Source organism: Aquirufa sp. A-Brett2-15D, from assembly GCF_054558735.1.
The window spans coordinates 364,127-382,955 of the sequence record NZ_JBSKFT010000001.1; the positions used below are offsets into that span (position 1 = coordinate 364,127).

General features: G+C 37.2%; 16 protein-coding genes and 1 tRNA gene. 9 read left to right on the plus strand and 8 right to left on the minus strand.

What is annotated here, in order from left to right:
- Positions 1–7 precede the first annotated feature (7 nt).
- Both ACST14_RS01670 and ACST14_RS01675 read right to left on the minus strand, forming a co-directional pair.
- Positions 8–937, minus strand: coding sequence for an electron transfer flavoprotein subunit alpha/FixB family protein (locus ACST14_RS01670; RefSeq protein WP_459459914.1), 930 nt, complete (start codon positions 935–937; stop codon positions 8–10).
- Position 938: 1 nt separating this feature from the next.
- The gene (locus ACST14_RS01675; protein WP_459459915.1) at positions 939–1,673 is read right to left on the minus strand and encodes an electron transfer flavoprotein subunit beta/FixA family protein; all 735 of its coding nucleotides are present in this window, start codon (positions 1,671–1,673) and stop codon (positions 939–941) included.
- A 51-nt stretch (positions 1,674–1,724) separates the two neighbouring features.
- Here ACST14_RS01675 and ACST14_RS01680 point away from each other — a divergent pair, with 51 nt between their 5' ends.
- Entirely contained in the window at positions 1,725–2,033 is a 309-nt protein-coding gene (locus ACST14_RS01680; RefSeq protein WP_459459917.1) for a tetratricopeptide repeat protein, read from the plus strand.
- Here ACST14_RS01680 and ACST14_RS01685 read toward each other — a convergent pair whose 3' ends face one another.
- Positions 2,034–3,920, minus strand: coding sequence for a DNA topoisomerase IV subunit B (locus ACST14_RS01685; protein ID WP_459459919.1), 1,887 nt, complete (start codon positions 3,918–3,920; stop codon positions 2,034–2,036). It abuts the gene before it with no gap.
- A 232-nt stretch (positions 3,921–4,152) separates the two neighbouring features.
- Between ACST14_RS01685 and ACST14_RS01690 the strand changes: the two genes are divergently transcribed.
- Together ACST14_RS01690 and ACST14_RS01695 are read left to right on the plus strand one after the other, a co-directional pair.
- Positions 4,153–5,391 (plus strand): ABC transporter permease, encoded by a 1,239-nt coding sequence (locus tag ACST14_RS01690; RefSeq protein WP_459459921.1) that lies wholly within the window; start codon positions 4,153–4,155, stop codon positions 5,389–5,391.
- A gap of 71 nt (positions 5,392–5,462) precedes the next feature.
- Positions 5,463–5,546, plus strand: a tRNA-Leu gene (locus tag ACST14_RS01695).
- Between the two features lie 35 nt (positions 5,547–5,581).
- Here ACST14_RS01695 and ACST14_RS01700 read toward each other — a convergent pair.
- Positions 5,582–7,057 (minus strand): xylulokinase, encoded by a 1,476-nt coding sequence (locus tag ACST14_RS01700; protein WP_459459923.1) that lies wholly within the window; start codon positions 7,055–7,057, stop codon positions 5,582–5,584.
- Positions 7,058–7,071: 14 nt separating this feature from the next.
- On the opposite strand from ACST14_RS01700, the gene ACST14_RS01705 reads away from it, so the two are divergent.
- Entirely contained in the window at positions 7,072–7,827 is a 756-nt protein-coding gene (locus ACST14_RS01705; protein ID WP_459459925.1) for an ATP-binding cassette domain-containing protein, read from the plus strand.
- Here the strand turns inward: ACST14_RS01705 and ACST14_RS01710 are convergent.
- Together ACST14_RS01710 and ACST14_RS01715 are read right to left on the minus strand one after the other, a co-directional pair.
- Positions 7,811–8,581 carry a TatD family hydrolase gene (locus ACST14_RS01710; RefSeq protein ID WP_459459927.1) on the minus strand — a complete coding sequence of 257 codons (771 nt, stop codon included), beginning with the start codon at positions 8,579–8,581 and terminating at the stop codon, positions 7,811–7,813. The genes ACST14_RS01705 and ACST14_RS01710 overlap by 17 nt on opposite strands.
- A complete protein-coding gene (locus ACST14_RS01715) occupies positions 8,578–9,189 on the minus strand; it encodes a polysaccharide deacetylase family protein (RefSeq protein WP_459459929.1) in 612 nt (203 codons plus the stop codon). Before ACST14_RS01715 ends, ACST14_RS01710 begins: the two co-directional genes overlap by 4 nt.
- 11 nt (positions 9,190–9,200) lie before the next feature.
- Between ACST14_RS01715 and ruvC the strand changes: the two genes are divergently transcribed.
- Positions 9,201–9,776, plus strand: coding sequence for a crossover junction endodeoxyribonuclease RuvC (ruvC, locus tag ACST14_RS01720; protein ID WP_459459931.1), 576 nt, complete (start codon positions 9,201–9,203; stop codon positions 9,774–9,776).
- Here the strand turns inward: ruvC and ACST14_RS01725 are convergent.
- Positions 9,769–11,697 (minus strand): thioredoxin domain-containing protein, encoded by a 1,929-nt coding sequence (locus tag ACST14_RS01725; protein WP_459459933.1) that lies wholly within the window; start codon positions 11,695–11,697, stop codon positions 9,769–9,771. The two genes, ruvC and ACST14_RS01725, sit on opposite strands and share 8 nt — an antisense overlap.
- 45 nt (positions 11,698–11,742) lie before the next feature.
- Between ACST14_RS01725 and ACST14_RS01730 the strand changes: the two genes are divergently transcribed.
- From ACST14_RS01730 to ACST14_RS01745, 4 genes are read left to right on the plus strand one after another with little or no spacing between them, the layout of a single operon-like run.
- The gene (locus tag ACST14_RS01730; protein WP_459459934.1) at positions 11,743–13,302 is read left to right on the plus strand and encodes an NAD(P)/FAD-dependent oxidoreductase; all 1,560 of its coding nucleotides are present in this window, start codon (positions 11,743–11,745) and stop codon (positions 13,300–13,302) included.
- Between the two features lie 3 nt (positions 13,303–13,305).
- Positions 13,306–13,869 carry an NUDIX hydrolase gene (locus ACST14_RS01735; protein WP_459459936.1) on the plus strand — a complete coding sequence of 188 codons (564 nt, stop codon included), beginning with the start codon at positions 13,306–13,308 and terminating at the stop codon, positions 13,867–13,869.
- A gap of 12 nt (positions 13,870–13,881) precedes the next feature.
- Positions 13,882–16,596: a DNA gyrase/topoisomerase IV subunit A gene (locus tag ACST14_RS01740; RefSeq protein WP_459459938.1), complete on the plus strand. Its 2,715-nt coding sequence runs from the start codon at positions 13,882–13,884 to the stop codon at positions 16,594–16,596.
- Entirely contained in the window at positions 16,596–17,909 is a 1,314-nt protein-coding gene (locus tag ACST14_RS01745; RefSeq protein WP_459459940.1) for an MFS transporter, read from the plus strand. The genes ACST14_RS01740 and ACST14_RS01745 overlap by 1 nt, the downstream gene beginning before the upstream one ends.
- Here ACST14_RS01745 and ACST14_RS01750 read toward each other — a convergent pair.
- The gene (locus tag ACST14_RS01750) at positions 17,896–18,819 is read right to left on the minus strand and encodes a LysR substrate-binding domain-containing protein (protein ID WP_459459942.1); all 924 of its coding nucleotides are present in this window, start codon (positions 18,817–18,819) and stop codon (positions 17,896–17,898) included. The two genes, ACST14_RS01745 and ACST14_RS01750, sit on opposite strands and share 14 nt — an antisense overlap.
- Positions 18,820–18,829: the final 10 nt, after the last annotated feature.

Genomic DNA, 18,829 nt, shown 5'->3' on the forward strand with positions numbered 1-18,829 from the left:
GCTAATTTTAATGAGATTGTAGCTTTTTTGTTAGTCTTGGAAGGATATCATTTACATCACCGATAATTCCATAATCAGCATGCTTAAAGAAGGGCGCTTCTGGATCGTTATTGATAACAACAACAATACGTGAACCATTAACGCCAGCTAGGTGCTGAATGGCTCCAGAAATACCGCAAGCGATATATAAATTAGGTGAAATCTTTACTCCAGTTTGACCTACGTGTTCGTGATGTGGGCGCCAATTTAAATCAGATACTGGTTTTGAACAGGCTGTGGCTGCACCTAAAGCTTTGGCTAATTCTTCCACCATTCCCCAGTTACCAGGATCTTTTAAACCTCTACCTGCTCCCACGACGATGGCGGCATCGGGCAATGGTATAGAACCAGTAATGGGCTTTAAGGATAAGATAGAAGCTTTAGAACTTGCGGAATTACTAATAGCGCTAGTATTTGCCAAAGCTAGATCTGCATATTCACCCAGTCCACTAAAATCAAAATTTCGATTAAAACTAAAATAGGAGGCAGTAGATGAAGTGATTTCTAAGGATGCCTTGCCTGAAAAAATAGACTTACTAATAGAAAATTGTCCCGATGAGAAACTCATTTTTTGGATGCCTGAAATCAACTCTTTCGAGCTATGTGCCGCTAATAGGCTTAATAAGTTATCTATCTGAATTGATTTAATTCCAAATACACAGAAATCTTCTAAAGCAGCAGATAAAGGAGCTATAGATGTAGATTCAACAAATAAATCAGTTGATAATTGAATCAATTCAACCGGCTTAGAAGAAGCAACTTTAGTAAAACTTACCTCTCCGATAGTAAGCAATTTAATTTGCTCGGGATTAAAAGCAGAAACAAATGAAATTAATTGATGGGTCTGTTCTGATAATTGACCTTCTTTCGTTTGAGCAATAATGGCGATTTTTTTCATCTTATAATACGTTTGTCTCTGTTCTTAATAAATCAATTAACTGCTCTGCATCCTCTGCTTTAATCATCTTATTTTTACGTGCAGTTTCAGCAATATCTGCTTTAATTAATTGCACTTGGCTAGGAGTATCTAATGGAAGAATTAGAATTTCTTTTGTTCGGGCTGTCATAATTCCTCGCATAGATGGAATTTTCCATTCTGCAATGGGCTCTTGGCACCCTAATACGGCTGGAAGAGAACAGTATACCTCCATTTTACCGCCATCAATCTCTACTTCTAACTTAAGACCATCTGTGGTCATATCTAAATGCATGACAGGATTAAAATGTACATAACCCAAAGCTCCTGCCACTAAACCATGCACATTTCCAGAATTATAGTCAATGGATTCTTTACCCATTAAAATCAGATCAACCGGATTTGACTTTACAAAATTGACTATGGCGGTGGCTATTTGATTAGATGATATGGGATTGCCATCGATACGAACGGCAGAATCAGCACCTAAGGCTAAACATTTACGAATTAAGGGTTCTGATTCAGGTCCACCCACGTGTAAAACAACGAGTTCTGCACTATGGCTCTCTTTTAATTCTATAGCTCTAGAAAGGGCATAATCATCATAAGGGCCTACAATAAATGTTAAACCTTGGCTACTTATTTGGGAGGTTGCGGGATCTATTACTATTTTTGATGTGGTGTCTGGGACACAGGATATACAGACTAGTATTTTCATGGCAGATTAAATTGTTATGCAAGCATACTAATTTGTTTTTAATTTAGCAAAATGGATCGCAAAGAATTTATTAAAAATGAGATTATTCAATATCCAGATGATCCATTTAATCATTATTTATTAGGGATGGAATACCAAAAGGAGGGGGATATAAACGGAGCTTTGTGGTCATTCAAATACATAACCGCAACTTTTCCAGATTATATAGCTACGTATTATACCCTAGCCACTTTATTATTAGATACGAATCAAGATGAAGAAGCGGAAAAATATATTTTACAGGGAATTATAGAAGCAGAAAAAAAAGGAGCCGCTAAAGCTATGAAAGAACTTAAGCAACTCCTGGAATTGAATTTCTAATTAAGCTAAAAGAACTTCTTCTAGATCTTTTTCTACCACTAAATTATCAATAATAAACTTCTGACGTTCGGGCGTATTTTTACCCATATAGTAGGTCAAAAGCTGTGGTATCGTAAAGTCTTTTTCTAATATTACGGGTTCTAATTTAATATCCTCTCCAATAAAATTCCCAAACTCTTCAGGGGAAATTTCTCCCAATCCCTTAAAGCGGGTAATTTCTGGTTTAGGTCCTAAATCCGAAATCGCTGAGCGCCTTTCTTCATCCGTATAGCAATAGCGGGTCTCCTTCTTATTTCGAACTCTAAATAGAGGGGTTTCTAAAATATATAAGTGCCCATTCCGCACTAAGTCGGGGAAGAATTGCAAAAAGAACGTTAGTATCAGTAAACGGATGTGCATTCCATCGACATCAGCATCCGTTGCAATCACAATTTTATTGTAGCGTAGATTATCTAATGAATCCTCTATATCTAATGCGTGTTGCAATAAGTTAAATTCTTCATTTTCATAGACAATCTTTTTAGTCAAGCCAAAACTATTTAATGGCTTTCCTCTTAAACTAAAAACAGCCTGCAATTGGACATCACGTGATTTTGTGATACTTCCTGATGCTGAATCACCCTCAGTTATGAATAGGGTAGTATCAAGACGCGTCTCTGATTTTTCATCTGATAAATGAACGCGGCAATCCCGAAGTTTTTTATTGTGTAAATTAGCTTTTTTCGCACGTTCATTGGCAAGCTTTTTGATACCTGCAATATCCTTACGCTCGCGTTCTGATTGTAAAATACGCTTTAATAGCGCATCGGCAACGGATGGGTTTTGGTGTAAATAATTATCTAACTCCGTTTTAACGAAATCACCAATAAACGTCCGTATGGATGTCGAATTAGAATCAGGCGAGATAGTGGTACTACCTAATTTTGTCTTAGTTTGTGATTCAAAAACGGGTTCTTGAACTCGTATGGCTATGGCTCCCACTATACTAGCGCGGACATCAGACGGATCAAAATCCTTTTTAAAGAATTCTCGTACAGTCCTAACTAGTGCTTCTCTAAAGGAAGCAAGGTGAGTTCCGCCTTGAGTGGTGTTTTGGCCATTCACGAAAGAATAATATTCTTCTCCGTATTGGTTATTATGCGTTATCGCTAATTCAATATCATTACCTTTTAGGTGAATGATCGGATAGCGGTTTTCGTCTGAATTGGTTTTTTTAGAAAGTAGGTCAAATAATCCGTTTTGGGAAAAATACTTCTCTCCGTTGAAATTAATGGTTAATCCAGCATTTAAAAAAGCATAATTCCAAAATAAGGAATCTAAATACTGTGGAATAAAGTGATAATTTTTAAAAATAGAATTATCCGGCTCAAAAGCCACATGAGTCCCACTTTTTGAATTAGATGACTCAATACCAGGAGATTCAGCTGTTAACTCTCCTTTACAAAATTCAGCCCATTTTGTTTGACCATCTCGGTAGGACTGAACCTTAAAATAGTTAGAAAGCGCGTTTGTTGCTTTTGTACCGACTCCGTTTAAACCTACTGACTTTTGGAAAGCCCCAGAATCATATTTACCACCCGTATTAATTTTAGAAACGCAATCAATCACTTTTCCCAAAGGTATTCCACGGCCATAATCACGTACTTCTACTTTATGATCAGAAATTTTAACATCAATAGACTTCCCGTTACCCATCATATGCTCATCAATCGAGTTATCCATGATCTCTTTTACTAGAACATAAATACCGTCATCCACTGATGAACCATCTCCTAATTTACCAATATACATACCCGGACGAAGCCGAATATGTTCTTTCCAATCTAGGGAACGAATACTATCGTCGTTATAAATAGGCGCTTTTTGTTGATTTTCTTCCACTGACATAATTTTATACTAAATTATCAAATAGTTAGCGATTAAGAAAGAGGGGCTCATGAATTAATTAGGCTAAAAAAAGGACTAACGGATTAAAAGCCTATTTCATTGGTTTTTAATGTTGTGAAAAAGAGGATAACTTGCGATTGCATTGCAACAGTCGTCACTGCGTGACGTAGAGACTGCAGAAGCAGCTTAGTCAAAAAGTTTCCGGAAAATTCCGGCTTAGTCAAATAGGTATATGAATTTAAAAGAAAATATTTTAGAAGGTCTTCGTTCTATTAAAAGTAATCTGCTTCGTACTGTTTTGACGGCGTTGATTATCTCGCTGGGAATAACTTCACTTGTCGGTATTTTAACAGCCATTGATGGTATTCAAAGCTCAGTGGATAACTCCTTTTCTGGTTTAGGCGCTAATTCATTTGATATTCGTAATCGTCCAGCGATGCAAGTTAGGCGTGAAGGTCAAAAGGAGAAACGTTTTAAAAACATTAATTACCGCGAAGCAACTCATTATAAAGCCCTTTTTACCTCTAAAGGAAAAGTCTCTTTAAAAACGAATGTAAACAATAATGCGATTGCTAAATTTGGTTCAAAGAAAACTAACCCTAATACAAGAGTGCTAGGTATTGATGATAATTTCATGGAACTAAAAGGCTATAAAGTAGGCGTAGGTCGTAATTTCTCCTCAAATGAACAATTAAATGCCATTAATGTATGTATTCTAGGGGTGGACGTGATTGATCAATTATATGAAAAACAAAGTCCTGTTGGCTCCGAAATTGTTGTTTCAGGTATTAAGCTTAAGGTCGTAGGTGTATTAGAAAAGAAAGGTAACATGATGGGTGGTGGAGACGATCGTGTGGTTATTGTTCCCTTAGAAACAGGACGGAAAATGGCGGTAGGGCGTAATTTGACTTTTGATATTACTACGTCCTCATCGAAAATAAATAACCTAGACGATTTCATGGAAGAGGCGAGGGGAGCAATGCGTAAAGTGCGCATGGATCCAATAGGAATGGAGGATTCCTTTAGCATAGATCGATCTGACTCGATGGCTAAGAGTTTTGAAAGTATCACAGGCTCTTTGCGAATTGGTGGCTTTGTGATTGGATTTATTACTCTTTTGGGGGCAGCCATTGCTTTGATGAATATTATGATGGTTTCCGTTAGCGAAAGGACTAGAGAAATAGGTATTAGAAAGTCATTAGGAGCTACACCAGGTCGAATTTTACAGCAATTCTTAATCGAAGCTATTGTCATTTGTTTATTGGGCGGAATCGGAGGAATAATGCTAGCTATACCGATTGGTAATTTAATTGCTCAAGGTATTAGTTCTGGAGCCGCTAGCTTTATTATTCCTTGGCTTTGGATGATGACTGGAATTATCATTTGTATTTTAGTTGGCTTATTTTCAGGAATTTATCCTGCCTTTAAAGCATCTAAAATGGACCCAGTAGATGCATTACGCTACGAATAAAGCGGAATTTATTATAAGCTCATTTGCGAAAGCAAATGAAAAAGCCTAGTTTTACGTAGCAATTTTTAATTGCCCAGTTGGCGGAATTGGTAGACGCGCTGGTCTCAAACACCCGTGGGTGCAAGCCCGTGCCGGTTCGACTCCGGCACTGGGTACAAGCCTCTCAAGAAATTGAGAGGCTTTGCCTTTTTTAGTGGGCTAGGTTACTTTTCCAAACACCATAAGCCTCATCATATGCTGACTTTGACTTAACATCTGGTTCTATCGTTTTTAATACTTTGATTCGACTCACGGCTTCGTCTTCATTGCTATAATAACCAATACCCGCACCTGAACCTAATGCAGCCCCGAAAGCTCCGTCAGAATCTAGTAATTCAACAGACGCTCCTGACGAATTAACGATAGCTTGGGTAAATAAATCACTTAAATACATATTCGCTTGACCCGCTTTTAATTTTTTAGGTATAACGCCTACATTGCCTAATAACTCGATACCATATACCATAGAGAAAGCGATTCCTTCTTGAGCAGCCCGAATGATTTCAGCAGATTGGTGGCGATTAAAATCTAGGTGCATAAAACTTCCACCAAGCGTCTTATTTTGAAAAATACGTTCTGCACCATTCCCAAACGGCATACAAACCAAGCCATTCGATCCAATGGAAGCTTTAGAACCCAAGACATTCATTTCTGAGTAAGATAAGGAAGAGAAGAAATTTTGTTTAATCCAGCGGTTCAGGATTCCTGTTCCATTAATGCACATTAAAACACCTACACTTGTCTTAGCAGCGCTATGATTTACGTGTGCGAAGGAATTAACTCTATTTTCTTTATCATACTTTAATTCAGCTGAAATTCCATATACGACACCAGATGTGCCGGCAGTCGTTGCTATATCACCTGGATGTAAAACACCTAATGAATAAGCATTATTTGGCTGATCTCCTGCCTTATAGGTTACTTTTACCTGGGGGTTAATTCCCAGCTCTGCCGCTATTGCAGTACTAATGGTACCGTGATCTGAAAACAAAGCTTGAACAGGTGGAAAGATGGATTCAGGAAAGCCAAAATAAGCCATTAAATCTTTAGCTGGGTGAGCTTCTTTAAAATCCCATAAAATACCCTCAGATAGGGCTGATGCAGTTGTGGTGAATTGTGAGGTAAATCGTCCTGCAATAAAATCTCCAGGTAATAATACTTGATGTATTTGTTCAAATACTTCCGGTTGATTTTCCTTTACCCAAGCTAACTTCGAAGCTGTGAAATTACCAGGAGAATTAAGGTAATGACTTTGGCAAAATGCTTCTCCTAACCCAGCATAGGCTTTTTCTCCATATGGCGTGGCTCTAGAATCACACCAAATGATGGATGGGCGTAATACACGTGAATCCTTATCCACCACTACTAAGCCATGCATCTGATAGGAGATACCAATGGCGCCTATATTTTTAGGATCAAATAAACCCGTAGAATTTGCCTTTAAAATGGCTTGCTTAACACAATACCACCAATGCTCAGGATCTTGTTCCGCGAAGCCTGGCTGTGGGGAGGATATTTCATTCTCTACCTCAGGATAAGAAGTAGAATAAATTAAATGTTGGTTTGCTGCATCAACAATACTAACTTTAATGGAAGATGTTCCGATATCAATTCCGCACAAGATCATTTTAAATAGGTTTAATGTTAACAATAGGCATAAAGAAACACCAAGTTACGAGTCATTTTACTTTATCCAATATTCAAATAAAGGTAAAATCGGGTGAAATCTACGCATTAATAGGTAAAAGTGGTTCTGGAAAAAGTACCATTGCCACGCTTTTAGTAGGTTTAAAATACGATGCCGACTATTCCATTAAAATCCATTCTAAGGAATTGAATGATGGTATGGATCGGCTAATACCTCAATTTAAGCAAGCTGGTTATGTCCCACAAACGCTACATCTCAAGCCGCATCATAGTGTTTATAATTACGCTGAGGTACTATTTCAATATGTTCCTAATGCGCAACAAGAAGCTGTAATTACTAAATACCTAAAACAATTTTACCTAATAAAACAAAAAGACACAAAGGTGGCACATTTGTCAGGAGGTGAACGTCAAAAATTAGCACTTTTAGAAGCTATTAGTCAACCTATTGACTACTTAGTCCTAGACGAACCTTTTAGCCAATTAGACACAGAACAAAAATTAGAATTTTCTACTATTATTGCTTCTGTAGTCGCTGAACGCGCTATCCCTTGTGTATTGATTAGTCACGACCTAACCGATATTTTACAATTAAGTCAATCGGTAGGTATAATGGAAAAGGGTAAATTAGTCTTCCAAGGAAGTTGGGACAAATTTAAACTATCTACGAACCTTCTTGTCCTTAGTTTGAAACAAGCTATTCTAAATTGGGATGACCAAATGAAAGGCGTAATTAATAGCCTGAGATAGCTTTTAATTTCTGCGCATTTTGTGTCGTCTGATTAACTAATTCTTCTAAAGATACCTCGTATAAATCTGCTAGTTTTTGAGCGATTAAAGGGATGTATTTAGGGGAATTTGGTTTTCCTCTATGAGGAACTGGGCTTAAGTAAGGTGCATCTGTTTCTAATACAATTCGACTTAAAGGAATGTCAGCTATATCCTGAAATAGCGTTGTATTTTTATAGGTGATGACACCACCAATACCTAGGTAAAACCCTAAATCCGTCAAAACTTTTGCCTCACGAGCATCACCTGAAAAGCAATGTACTATTCCACCCAAATCCTTAAACTCGGGAAGGCGAATTGTTTTAATTAAGTCTGCATAAGCCTTTCTACAATGAATATCAATCCAAATATTCCGATCTAATGCCCAATGGCATTGTTTTTTAAAGGCGATCATTTGCTCAGTCGCAAAAGTAGTATCCCAATGGTAGTCCAAGCCAATTTCCCCAATGGCTAACACCTGGGTGTTTTCTAATTCTTCCTGCAAAGCTTTTAATTCCGAAACGTAATTTTCTTTTATATACGTAGGATGTAATCCAATCATAGGTAATACAAAATCAGGGAAATCAGATCTTAATTTTTTCAAATCGGACCAAGAAGCTAGATCACAATTAGGTAGCCAAACCTCCGAAACTCCCGATGCTAAAATATCCTTTACATGAATGGGCATATCCTCCTGAAAATTAATATCATAAAGATGAGCGTGAGTATCGATCATAGGGCAGACATGCGTAGATTTTGGGAAGAACAATAGGCCAATATTTCTGGTAAAATATTTTTTACATGAGGATATGCTTTTAAACTATCGTGCATGACAACAATTGCTCCCGGTTTTAAATGTGGTTTTATAGACTTGAGTATATCAGCTGAATTTAATGAGGCATTATAATCCCCTGTTAGTACAGACCAAAGTATTACATGAGGAATTTGTTCGTACATAGTAGGAGTAATGCGTCCGTAGGGAGGACGAAAACCAATGGACTCAATATTATTCTGTTGGAAAACTGTTTCACAAAGAGCTATATCTTTCTGATAAGCTTCAAAATTCATTTTCCAAGCATTATAATGATTCATCGTATGGTTACCAATGCTGTGTCCTGCAGCTTTTATCCGAGCAATTATAGCAGGATTTGATTCGACATTCTTGCCAATACAAAAAAATGTGGCCTTCGCATTAAATTCTGCTAAGCTTTCTAATACAAAATCTGTAATTTCAGGCGTAGGTCCATCATCAAACGTCAGATATATTTCATGTTCGCTTTTTTTAAACCACGTGAAACGAGGAAAAAGGAACGAAATAAAAGATGGAATTTTGTGAATAAACATAGTAAGTAATAATGACGCAAATTAGCACATCCACATCAGAAAAAATAATCTTAGGAATAGATCCAGGGACACGTTTTCTCGGTTACGGCTTATTGCGTATCACTAATGATAAGGTGACTGTTCTACAATATGGGGTATTGAACCTGACGAAATACACTACACAAGGAGCTAAATTTTTGAAGATTCACGAACGAGTTCTAGGTATCATAGAAGAGTTCTTGCCGGATGAGATTGCGATTGAGTCCCCGTTTTTCGGCAAAAATATTCAATCAATGCTTAAGTTAGGAAGGGTTCAAGGCATGATAATGTCCTTAGCATTTTCTAAATCTATACCTATTGCAGAATATGAGCCTAAAAAGATTAAACAATCTGTGACAGGAAACGGAAATGCGTCAAAAGAGCAAGTAGCTAAAATGGTGGAAATAATTGCTAATATTAAATTAGATGGAAAATTACACGATGCCACCGATGCCCTTGGTATAGCTATTTGTCATCATTTTCACAATAAAAACATTAGTTCTACCATGAAAGGGACTAAAAAGGGCTGGGGGGCATTTGTTACGGAGAACCCAGAACGTATTAAATAAGTGTAGCTAATTGCGTATCTACTTCCTCTAAGGTAGCAGCAGGAGCAAAGCAATAATCTCCCACGCACAAGAGGTATTCTGAAATCTCTAGGTAGGGGATAAAAAGAATTTGTTCCGCAGTTATACACCAATCGTAACGCCCTAAATTTTCTTTCGAATGAACCGACGGGTTAAACTTTAATAAGGCTTTAGGATGTTCCATCCAATCAGAATAGATTCGAAGCCAATTAGCAAAATAGGCTGGATGAGCTATAGCTCTTTCTAAAATTTGGCCTAACATATCTCTTCCTTTAATAGTATATTCTGCTTTATTTTGTAAAATACCCATCCATAATAAGGCCTCACATAACATAGAATTCGATGACGGCATGACAGAATCCAGCACTTCTACTTTCTCAGCAATTAAATAATCAGCCTGACTAGACCGGTATTGAAATAAGGCTAATTCAGGATGAGAATGATTTGCCAAAATCAATTGAATCAACTCATCCGCGTTCTGTAAATAATCAACTCTCTCTGTACTAATATATAATTTTATATAGGCCAAAACCATAGCCGACATATCATCTAAAAAGGCTAAAATAGGTGCTACAGCAAATTCTGATTGATGAAACCATCTATTTTCTGCAGTTAAATAGGTTTCAATAGCTGTAGTTAAGTCTACTGCAGATTGCAAATCTTCTTGACGCCCAAACACATCATATACCTCTAAAAAGGCAAGTGTTAATTGCGCATTCCACACTAAAACTTCCTTTGTATCTGTCCCTGGTCTTGTGCGTTTCAATCTGGCATCGCGTAAGAATGCTATTTCCTTTTTATAGTTAGCGTTAAGAACAGGATTAGACTTGAATAAAATATTTCGGCCATCTTCCCAATTCCCCTGTTTAGATATGGAATATGTTTTTAAAAATTCTTCATTATTCAATGCTTTAAGTTCTTCAAATGTCCACGTATAAAATAACCCTTCTTCCCCTTCTGAATCTGCATCTAACGAAGAGTAATAAAGACCACGCGGTGATAGTAATTCCGTTTTAAGAAATGAGATAGTGTCTAATACCACTTCTTGGTAAAGTGGATTGGGCTCTCTTTTGTAAGCTTTTGCATAGGCTGACAATAATTGTGCGTTATCATATAACATTTTCTCAAAATGCGGACAAAACCATTCTGAGTCAACAGAATAACGGGAAAATCCTCCATTAACTGCATCATAAATTCCACCTTGAGCCATTTTTTCTAACCAAGTTTTAGCTAGTGGAGGTATGCCTAATTCAGTTGATAAACTAGCTGGAACAGCATATAAAAATTGAATCAAAGAAGGAAGTGGAAATTTAGGAGCCTTATTAATACCGCCGAACACGGGATCAAGAGCTGATTTTATTTTTAATAGAGCCGAAGGAATAACTAGTGAAACCTCGGTTAAGTCTGTGATACTAAATTGAGACAAATTTTCTGATAAACTAGCTGCGAATCCCTCCGCAGATTTAGCTAATTCAGCTCTATCATTTACGAATGCATTTTGAATAGACTGTAGAATTTGTATCCAATTAGGTCGTTTAAAATAGGTCCCGCCGTAAAAAGGTTTTTGGTCGGGCATTAAAAAGACGTTTAATGGCCATCCACCATTCAATCCCATTTGGTGTAAAGCCTCCATATAGATCATGTCTACATCTGGACGTTCTTCTCGATCAACCTTGATATTAATAAAATATTCATTCATGATCGAGGCTACTTCCTCGTTCTCAAATGATTCATGTTCCATTACATGGCACCAATGACAGGCAGCATAACCAATACTGACTAATATGGGCTTATCTTCCTTTTTAGCCCTATCCAAAGCCTCTTTACCCCAAGGTTCCCAATGAACAGGGTTATTCTTATGTTGTAATAAATAGGGGGAAACCTCTGAGGCTAGCTTATTCATCCGAAATAGTAAAAATAGATTCGTAAATTTGCACAAAATACTTGTATGATTGACCAAAGAGATTTTGTTCTTAGCCCAGAAATTGCCAATTCGCCAGAAAATTTAGCAGAATTTTTAACAGCTGAAATGGGTGAGGCATACCTTGCTTCGACAAAATACCGTATTGAAAAAAGGTCGATAGATGCCAGAAGCCGCCAAATTAAAGTTAATCTTCGTATTTGCTTCTATGAAAAAAATCACGATTTTAGCCTTTCAACTCAATTACCGACCTTAGCTAAGAATGCTAAAAAAGTTATTGTAGTGGGTTCGGGCCCAGCTGGTTTATTTGCTGCCATTGACTTAATAAAAAAAGGTATTAAACCAATAGTCATTGAAAGAGGAAAGGATGTTAGAGAAAGAAGACGTGATTTAGCTGCCATTAATCGATTTAATTTAGTGGATCCGGATTCTAATTATTGTTTTGGAGAAGGGGGAGCTGGTACCTATTCAGATGGTAAATTATACACTAGAAGTACTAAGCGAGGTGATATTAAGGGGGTTTTAGAAACATTTGTAGCACATGGAGCGCACAGTGATATCTTATTTGAAGCTCATCCACATATTGGTACGAATAAATTACCTGGTATTATTGCTTCCATGCGCGATGCTGTTATAGCTGCCGGCGGAGAAGTACACTTTAATCACCGAGTAATTGATTTTATAATTCAACATAATACGGTCAAAGGGGTATCATGTACGAATGAAAAAGAATTTCAAGCGGATCGAATATTATTAGCCACGGGTCATTCAGCACGTGATATATTTCAATTATTACAAGATAAAGGAATTGCCATAGAGTCCAAACCATTTGCTATAGGTGTGCGTATTGAACATCAGCAATCCTTTATTGATCAAGCGCAATATAAAGTCACGAAACGCCCCGATTATTTACCTCCTGCAAGTTTTAGTTTAGTGACCCAAAGTAATTATGAAGGCGTACAGAGGGGAGTATTTTCATTCTGCATGTGTCCAGGGGGCTTTATTGTACCATCTGCAACTTCTCCTAATCAAGTCGTTGTGAATGGGATGTCGCCATCAAGACGAGATTCTAAATTTGCGAATTCAGGAATTGTAGTCAGTATTGTGGAGCAAGACTTAGCGCGATATAAAGATTTTGGGGCTTTGGCAGGAATGCAAATGCAAGAAGAACTAGAACAAAAAGCCGGATCTTTAGTAGGTGGGTCTCAAAAAGCCGTTTCACAATACACGCTCGATTTCATTCAAGGAAAAGCAAGTAAAAGCGCACATCCGACTAGCTATGTTCCTGGATTAGAACCCGGCGAAATGCGAGAGTTTTTACCTGATTATATATCTATTCCCTTAGCGCAAGGCTTTCAAGATTTTAATAAAAAAATACCCGGTTTCTCTTCTAATCTAGGACAAATTATCGGTTTAGAAAGCCGGACATCCTCTCCAGTTAAAATACCAAGGGATACAGAAACATTAGAACATCCAGAGATAAAAGGACTTTATCCTTGTGGAGAAGGTGGTGGATATGCGGGCGGAATTATGTCGGCAGCATTAGATGGAATTCGCTGCGCAGAAGCCATTGCAAAATCCTTTTAAATTATGAAGGAATTTGAGCAATTTAGATCAATCTATAGACAAATACTCCTAAAGCCGGAGATCAAAGCACAAGCTATACCAGCGGCAGTCGTCGTGCTCTTTTTGGAATTACCCGAACAAGAACCACAGGTACTATTAATTGAAAGAAATCAGTATGATGGACACCATAGTGGTCAGATGGCTTTACCAGGGGGTAAAATGGATTCAACTGATTTAGATTTACGAGAAGTCGCAGCCAGAGAAGTATTAGAAGAAATAGGAGTGGAGATCAATCCAACTTCTTTAGATTATATTACGGAACACTGGATTCATGTGTCTAATTATTGGATGACTGCTTTTTCGATTCGAATAAATAAAAAGCTGACATACGATTTAAATAAAAGAGAAATAAATCGTATTTTTGAAATACCTGTGTCATTCTTTCAAGATCCAGCTAATATCATTCCTTTTGAGGTTAGCTACGATGGAAATAAGATCCTAAGTCCATCCTTTACCTATGAGGGGAATTTGATTTGGGGAGCCACAGCCTTAATTATGTACCAACTCTTCCATGGGGAAGAATATTAGCCAAATAATAACATGAGTGAATCAGCGGACGGCGCACTACAGAATCAGATTGCGGTAGCAGGGATGTATGAGAATTGGTTCTTAGAATATGCTTCTTACGTTATACTAGAAAGAGCGGTTCCGGCCGTAGAGGATGGTTTAAAACCTGTACAGCGCCGTATTCTACACGCACTGAAGGAAATGGATGACGGCCGTTTTAATAAGGTCGCTAATGTCATCGGTCAGACAATGCAATATCACCCGCATGGGGATGCCTCTATCAATGACGCCATTGTTAATTTAGGCCAAAAAGAGCTCCTTTTCGATTGCCAAGGTAACTGGGGAGATAATCGTACGGGAGATAGTGCGGCTGCCGCTCGTTATATAGAGGTTCGTTTATCTAAGTTTGCAGCAGACGTTGTATTTAACAACCAGACAACAGAATGGCAAATGTCTTATGATGGTCGTAAGAGGGAGCCTGTTACATTACCTATTAAATTCCCGTTATTATTAGCTCAAGGGGTGGAAGGTATTGCCGTGGGTCTTGCCACTAAAATTATGCCGCATAATTTTTGCGAGATAATCCAGGCTTCCATAGATATATTAAATAATAAAAAGGTGGAGCTTTATCCTGATTTCCTTTTAGGAGGTATGATGGATGCGTCAAATTATAATGATGGTCTACGAGGTGGAAAAATTCGTATTAGAGCTAAAATCGATGAATTAGATAAGAAAACCCTTGTCATTACTGAAATCCCGTATACTACTACAACAACGTCTTTAATTGATTCTATTATTAAGGCGAATGATACCGGGAAAATTAAGATTAAGAAGGTTATTGATAATACGGCAAAAGACGTAGAAATTCAGATTCAATTAGCTCCCGGTATTTCACCAGATGTTACAATTGATGCATTATACGCTTTTACAGATTGCGAAGTATCTATTTCCCCTAATGCTTGCGTTATTATTCAAGATAAGCCACACTTCGTAGGTGTGGGTGAGATTCTACGTGTTTCTACTAATCAAACTGTCGATTTATTACGACAAGAATTAGAGATACGCAAGAGTGAATTAATGGAGAAGGTACTGTTTAGTTCTTTGGAAAAAATCTTCATAGAAAATAGAATTTACCGGGATATTGAAGAGTGCGAAACTTTTGAATTAGTTATTCAAACAGTAGATAAGGGGCTAGAACCTTTTAAAAAGGATTTTTACCGCGAAATAACCGAAGAGGATATTTTGAAATTATTAGAAATCAGAATTAAGCGCATTTCTAAATTCGACAGCTTCAAGGCAGACGAATTAATGAAACGTTTATTAGATGAATTAGCAGAGGTAGAAGATCACTTAGCTAACCTTATTCGGTATGCGATTGATTATTTCAAAAATTTACTAGTTAAATACGGAAAAGGAAGGGAGCGTAGAACAGAAATTAAAAATTTCAATACCATATCTGCCACGGTAGTAGCAGCAGCGAATCAAAAACTTTATGTGAATCGCGAGGATGGTTTTATCGGCTATGGTCTTAAGAAAGACGAATATCTAATGGAATGCTCTGATATCGATGATATTATTGTATTTCGCTCGAATGGTACTTGTGTAGTCACTAAAGTACAAGAGAAGGTATTTGTAGGCCGTGATATTCTTTACTGCTCTGTATTTAAAAAGAATGATGACAGAAAAGTATATAACGTCGTATATCTAGATGGAAAAACCGGCACCTCCTACGTTAAGCGTTTTAAAGTAACTTCGGTTACGAGAGATCGTGAGTATAAAGTGAGTAGTGATAATGCCAAATCAAAGATCATATACTTCTCAGCCAATGAAAATGGGGAAGCTGAGGTAATCACCATAAGTTTAACGGCTAATTGTACAGCTAAAATCAAACAATTTGATTACGATTTTGCCAAACTAGCCATAAAAGGGCGCGAATCCTTAGGCAATATGCTTACGAAATATCCAGTTCGCAAGATTACGATGAAAACTGCGGGTGTTTCTACTTTAGGTGGAGTGAATATTTGGTATGATCCTACTATAGGCCGTTTGAATAGGGATGGTCATGGTGATCACATTGGTAATTTTGAACCGAATGATAGCATCCTAGCCATTTATATTTCAGGTAATTATGAATTAACTAATTTTGAGTTAACGAATAGATACCCAGCTGAAGAAATTAAGTATTTAAAGAAATTTGAGCCACAAGCCATTATTTCTGCTGTATATTTTGATGGGTCTAATAAAACACATTTAATCAAGCGTTTCCATTTAGAAACCACTTCTCTTGATAAAAAATTCCTATTTATCTCAGATCATAAACTGAGTAAGTTAATTGCCATTACGGATAATTATGCACCTAACGTGCAGATTAAACACAAACCAGATGGCAAGACGAATGAAATAGAAATCATGCCTATTGACGATATAGCTGAAGTAAGAGGATGGAAAGCTTTAGGAAGTAAATTAAATTACCCTAAATTAGTAGAGGTTTTATTCCTAGAAACAGAAGATGAAGCTCCAGTTTCCATCATACCAACACCCGAACCAATGGCAGTGGTAGAGGAAGAAGACGAAACTAGCGTTGTATCTGAAGAATTAGAAGAGGTAGTAGAAACATCAGACGAACCTGAATTTGTTATAAATTTTCCTGAAGAAAAGAGGGAAGAGGTTCAGCCTGAAATAGAAGAAGAAAATATACCATTTGAAATCAAAAACCCACCGACTGGGGAACAGTTAGGACTATTTTAATGGATCAAAAACTGAATAATCCGAAAACAATGAATGCGTGGGCCTTTTATGACTGGGCAAATTCAGTTCATTCTTTGACGATTACTTCAGCGATATTCCCCATTTATTTTCCTTCTGCGGCTATTACGCTGGGAAGTACTACGCCAGGAATAATTTCCATCTTAGGTTTTGAGTTAAGCAATACTGTCGTTTTCTCTTATACTATATCATTAGCCTTTTTAGCACTGGCTATTTTAATGCCATTCCTTTCGGGTATAGCCGATTATACAGGGTCTAAGAAGAGTTTCATGCGCTTCTTTTGCTATTTAGGTTCATTAAGTTGTATTGCCTTATTCTTTTTTTGCAAAGGTCATTACTATATAGGAACTCTAGGATTTTTATTTTCAATCATAGGCTGGGGTGGTAGTATGGTATTTTACAATAGTTTTTTACCTGAAATTGCTACTCCTGATCGATTCGACAGGTTGAGTGCGAAGGGATTCACCTTAGGATATATTGGATCAGTTATCTTGTTAGTTCAAAACCTTACTATGCTTTTAAAGCCGGAGTGGTATGGCGGAATAGGTGGCGAAATGGCAGCTAGAGTTTCATTTTTAACAGTCGGATTATGGTGGCTAGTATTCGCGCAAATCCCATTACATTATTTACCTGATTCAGTAGCAAAAGCAAAAGACACACAAAAATGGTGGCTTGGTGGATTTAAGGAATTAAAGAAGGTATTTATTGAGGTAAGCGCTAACAGTGAAATAAAGAATTTCTTGATGAGCTTTTTCCTGTTTAATATGGGAGCTCAAACAGTTATGTATTTAGGGGCTTTATTTGGTAGTCAAGAATTGCATTTACCGGAGGATGCTTTAATTGTTACCATCTTATTAATACAATTAGTGGCCATACCGGGGGCCTATTTCTGTGCGCGTCTTTCGGGCTGGATAGGTAATGTTAAGGCTTTAGGTTTAATTATAGTGGTGTGGATTTTTGTGTGTGCTTATGCCTACACAGTGACATCTCAATTTAATTTCTATTTATTAGCAACTGCCATTGGTTTTGTAATGGGAGGAATTCAATCTAATAGCCGAGCCACTTATGCTAAGTTATGTCCCAAAGGAGAGAAGGACACAGCGTCCTATTTCAGCTTCTATGACGTATGTGATCGTATGTCGACTGTTTTAGGTACGTTTATGTTTGGTCTTGTCATTCAATTAACTGGCAATATGCGTATCAGTATATTGGTTTTAGTTTTTGTTTTCGGAGCAAGTTTACTCTTTTTACGACCTTTACTTCTAAGTCAAAAAGCAAAGGCTATATTGGGATAATATTGCGCTCCTTCGATTGCTTCCAAGAATCAGGAATGTGGGCTAAAATTTCTACCTCTAAAGCTTTTACAATGGCCTTTCTTGAATAGGAATGGCTATGTACTAAGGCTACTTCCCTAACAGGTTTTGGTTCCGGTAAAGCATATACTTTTTCTTTCAATTTAAGATCTAAATAATCTACAAACATTTGAGGGATGATGGTTTGACCAAATCCTTGATCGGCTAATCTAACTATTGTCTCCATACTTCCCGTTTGATACATCATTTTAGTTCCCATCAAAGGTCCCGTAGGCAAATTACAGATAGAATTCACTTGATTACTTAAACAGTGCCCTTCCTCTAATAACCATAACTTTGAGGGATCTAAGGTTGATTTTAATTTAGCCCCATCTTCTTCCCAGACATTAGAATACAGAAACAATTCCTCATAATAAAGTGGTATTTCTACCAGGTTATCATTTAAAGGAGTTACTAAGATTCCAATGTCAATTTTACCTTCTTGAATTCCCTTTTTAATAGTGGCTGTAGTCGTTTCCGCTATTTGAATGGTCAGTTCTGGGTATTTCAGCTGAAAATCAGCTAAAAATTTAGGCATTAAATAGGGAGCGATTGTAGGTATAACTCCAATAGATACAATTCCATTAACTTGATTCGACCAACCTTTAGAAAGAGAAAGAATGGAATTACTCTCGTTTAAGATGGCTCTGGCTTTGGCAATAATATCTTTCGCCTCAATGGTGGGTTGTAATGGTTTAGCCTTGCGATTAAATAATGTCAAATTCAATTCATCCTCTAATTTTTGCACTTGCATGCTTAAAGACGGCTGAGAAACACAACAAAAATCAGCTGCTTTAGAGAAACTCTGAAAATCAGCAAGGGCTACGATGTATTCTAATTGTGTTATAGTCATATATAGTTTA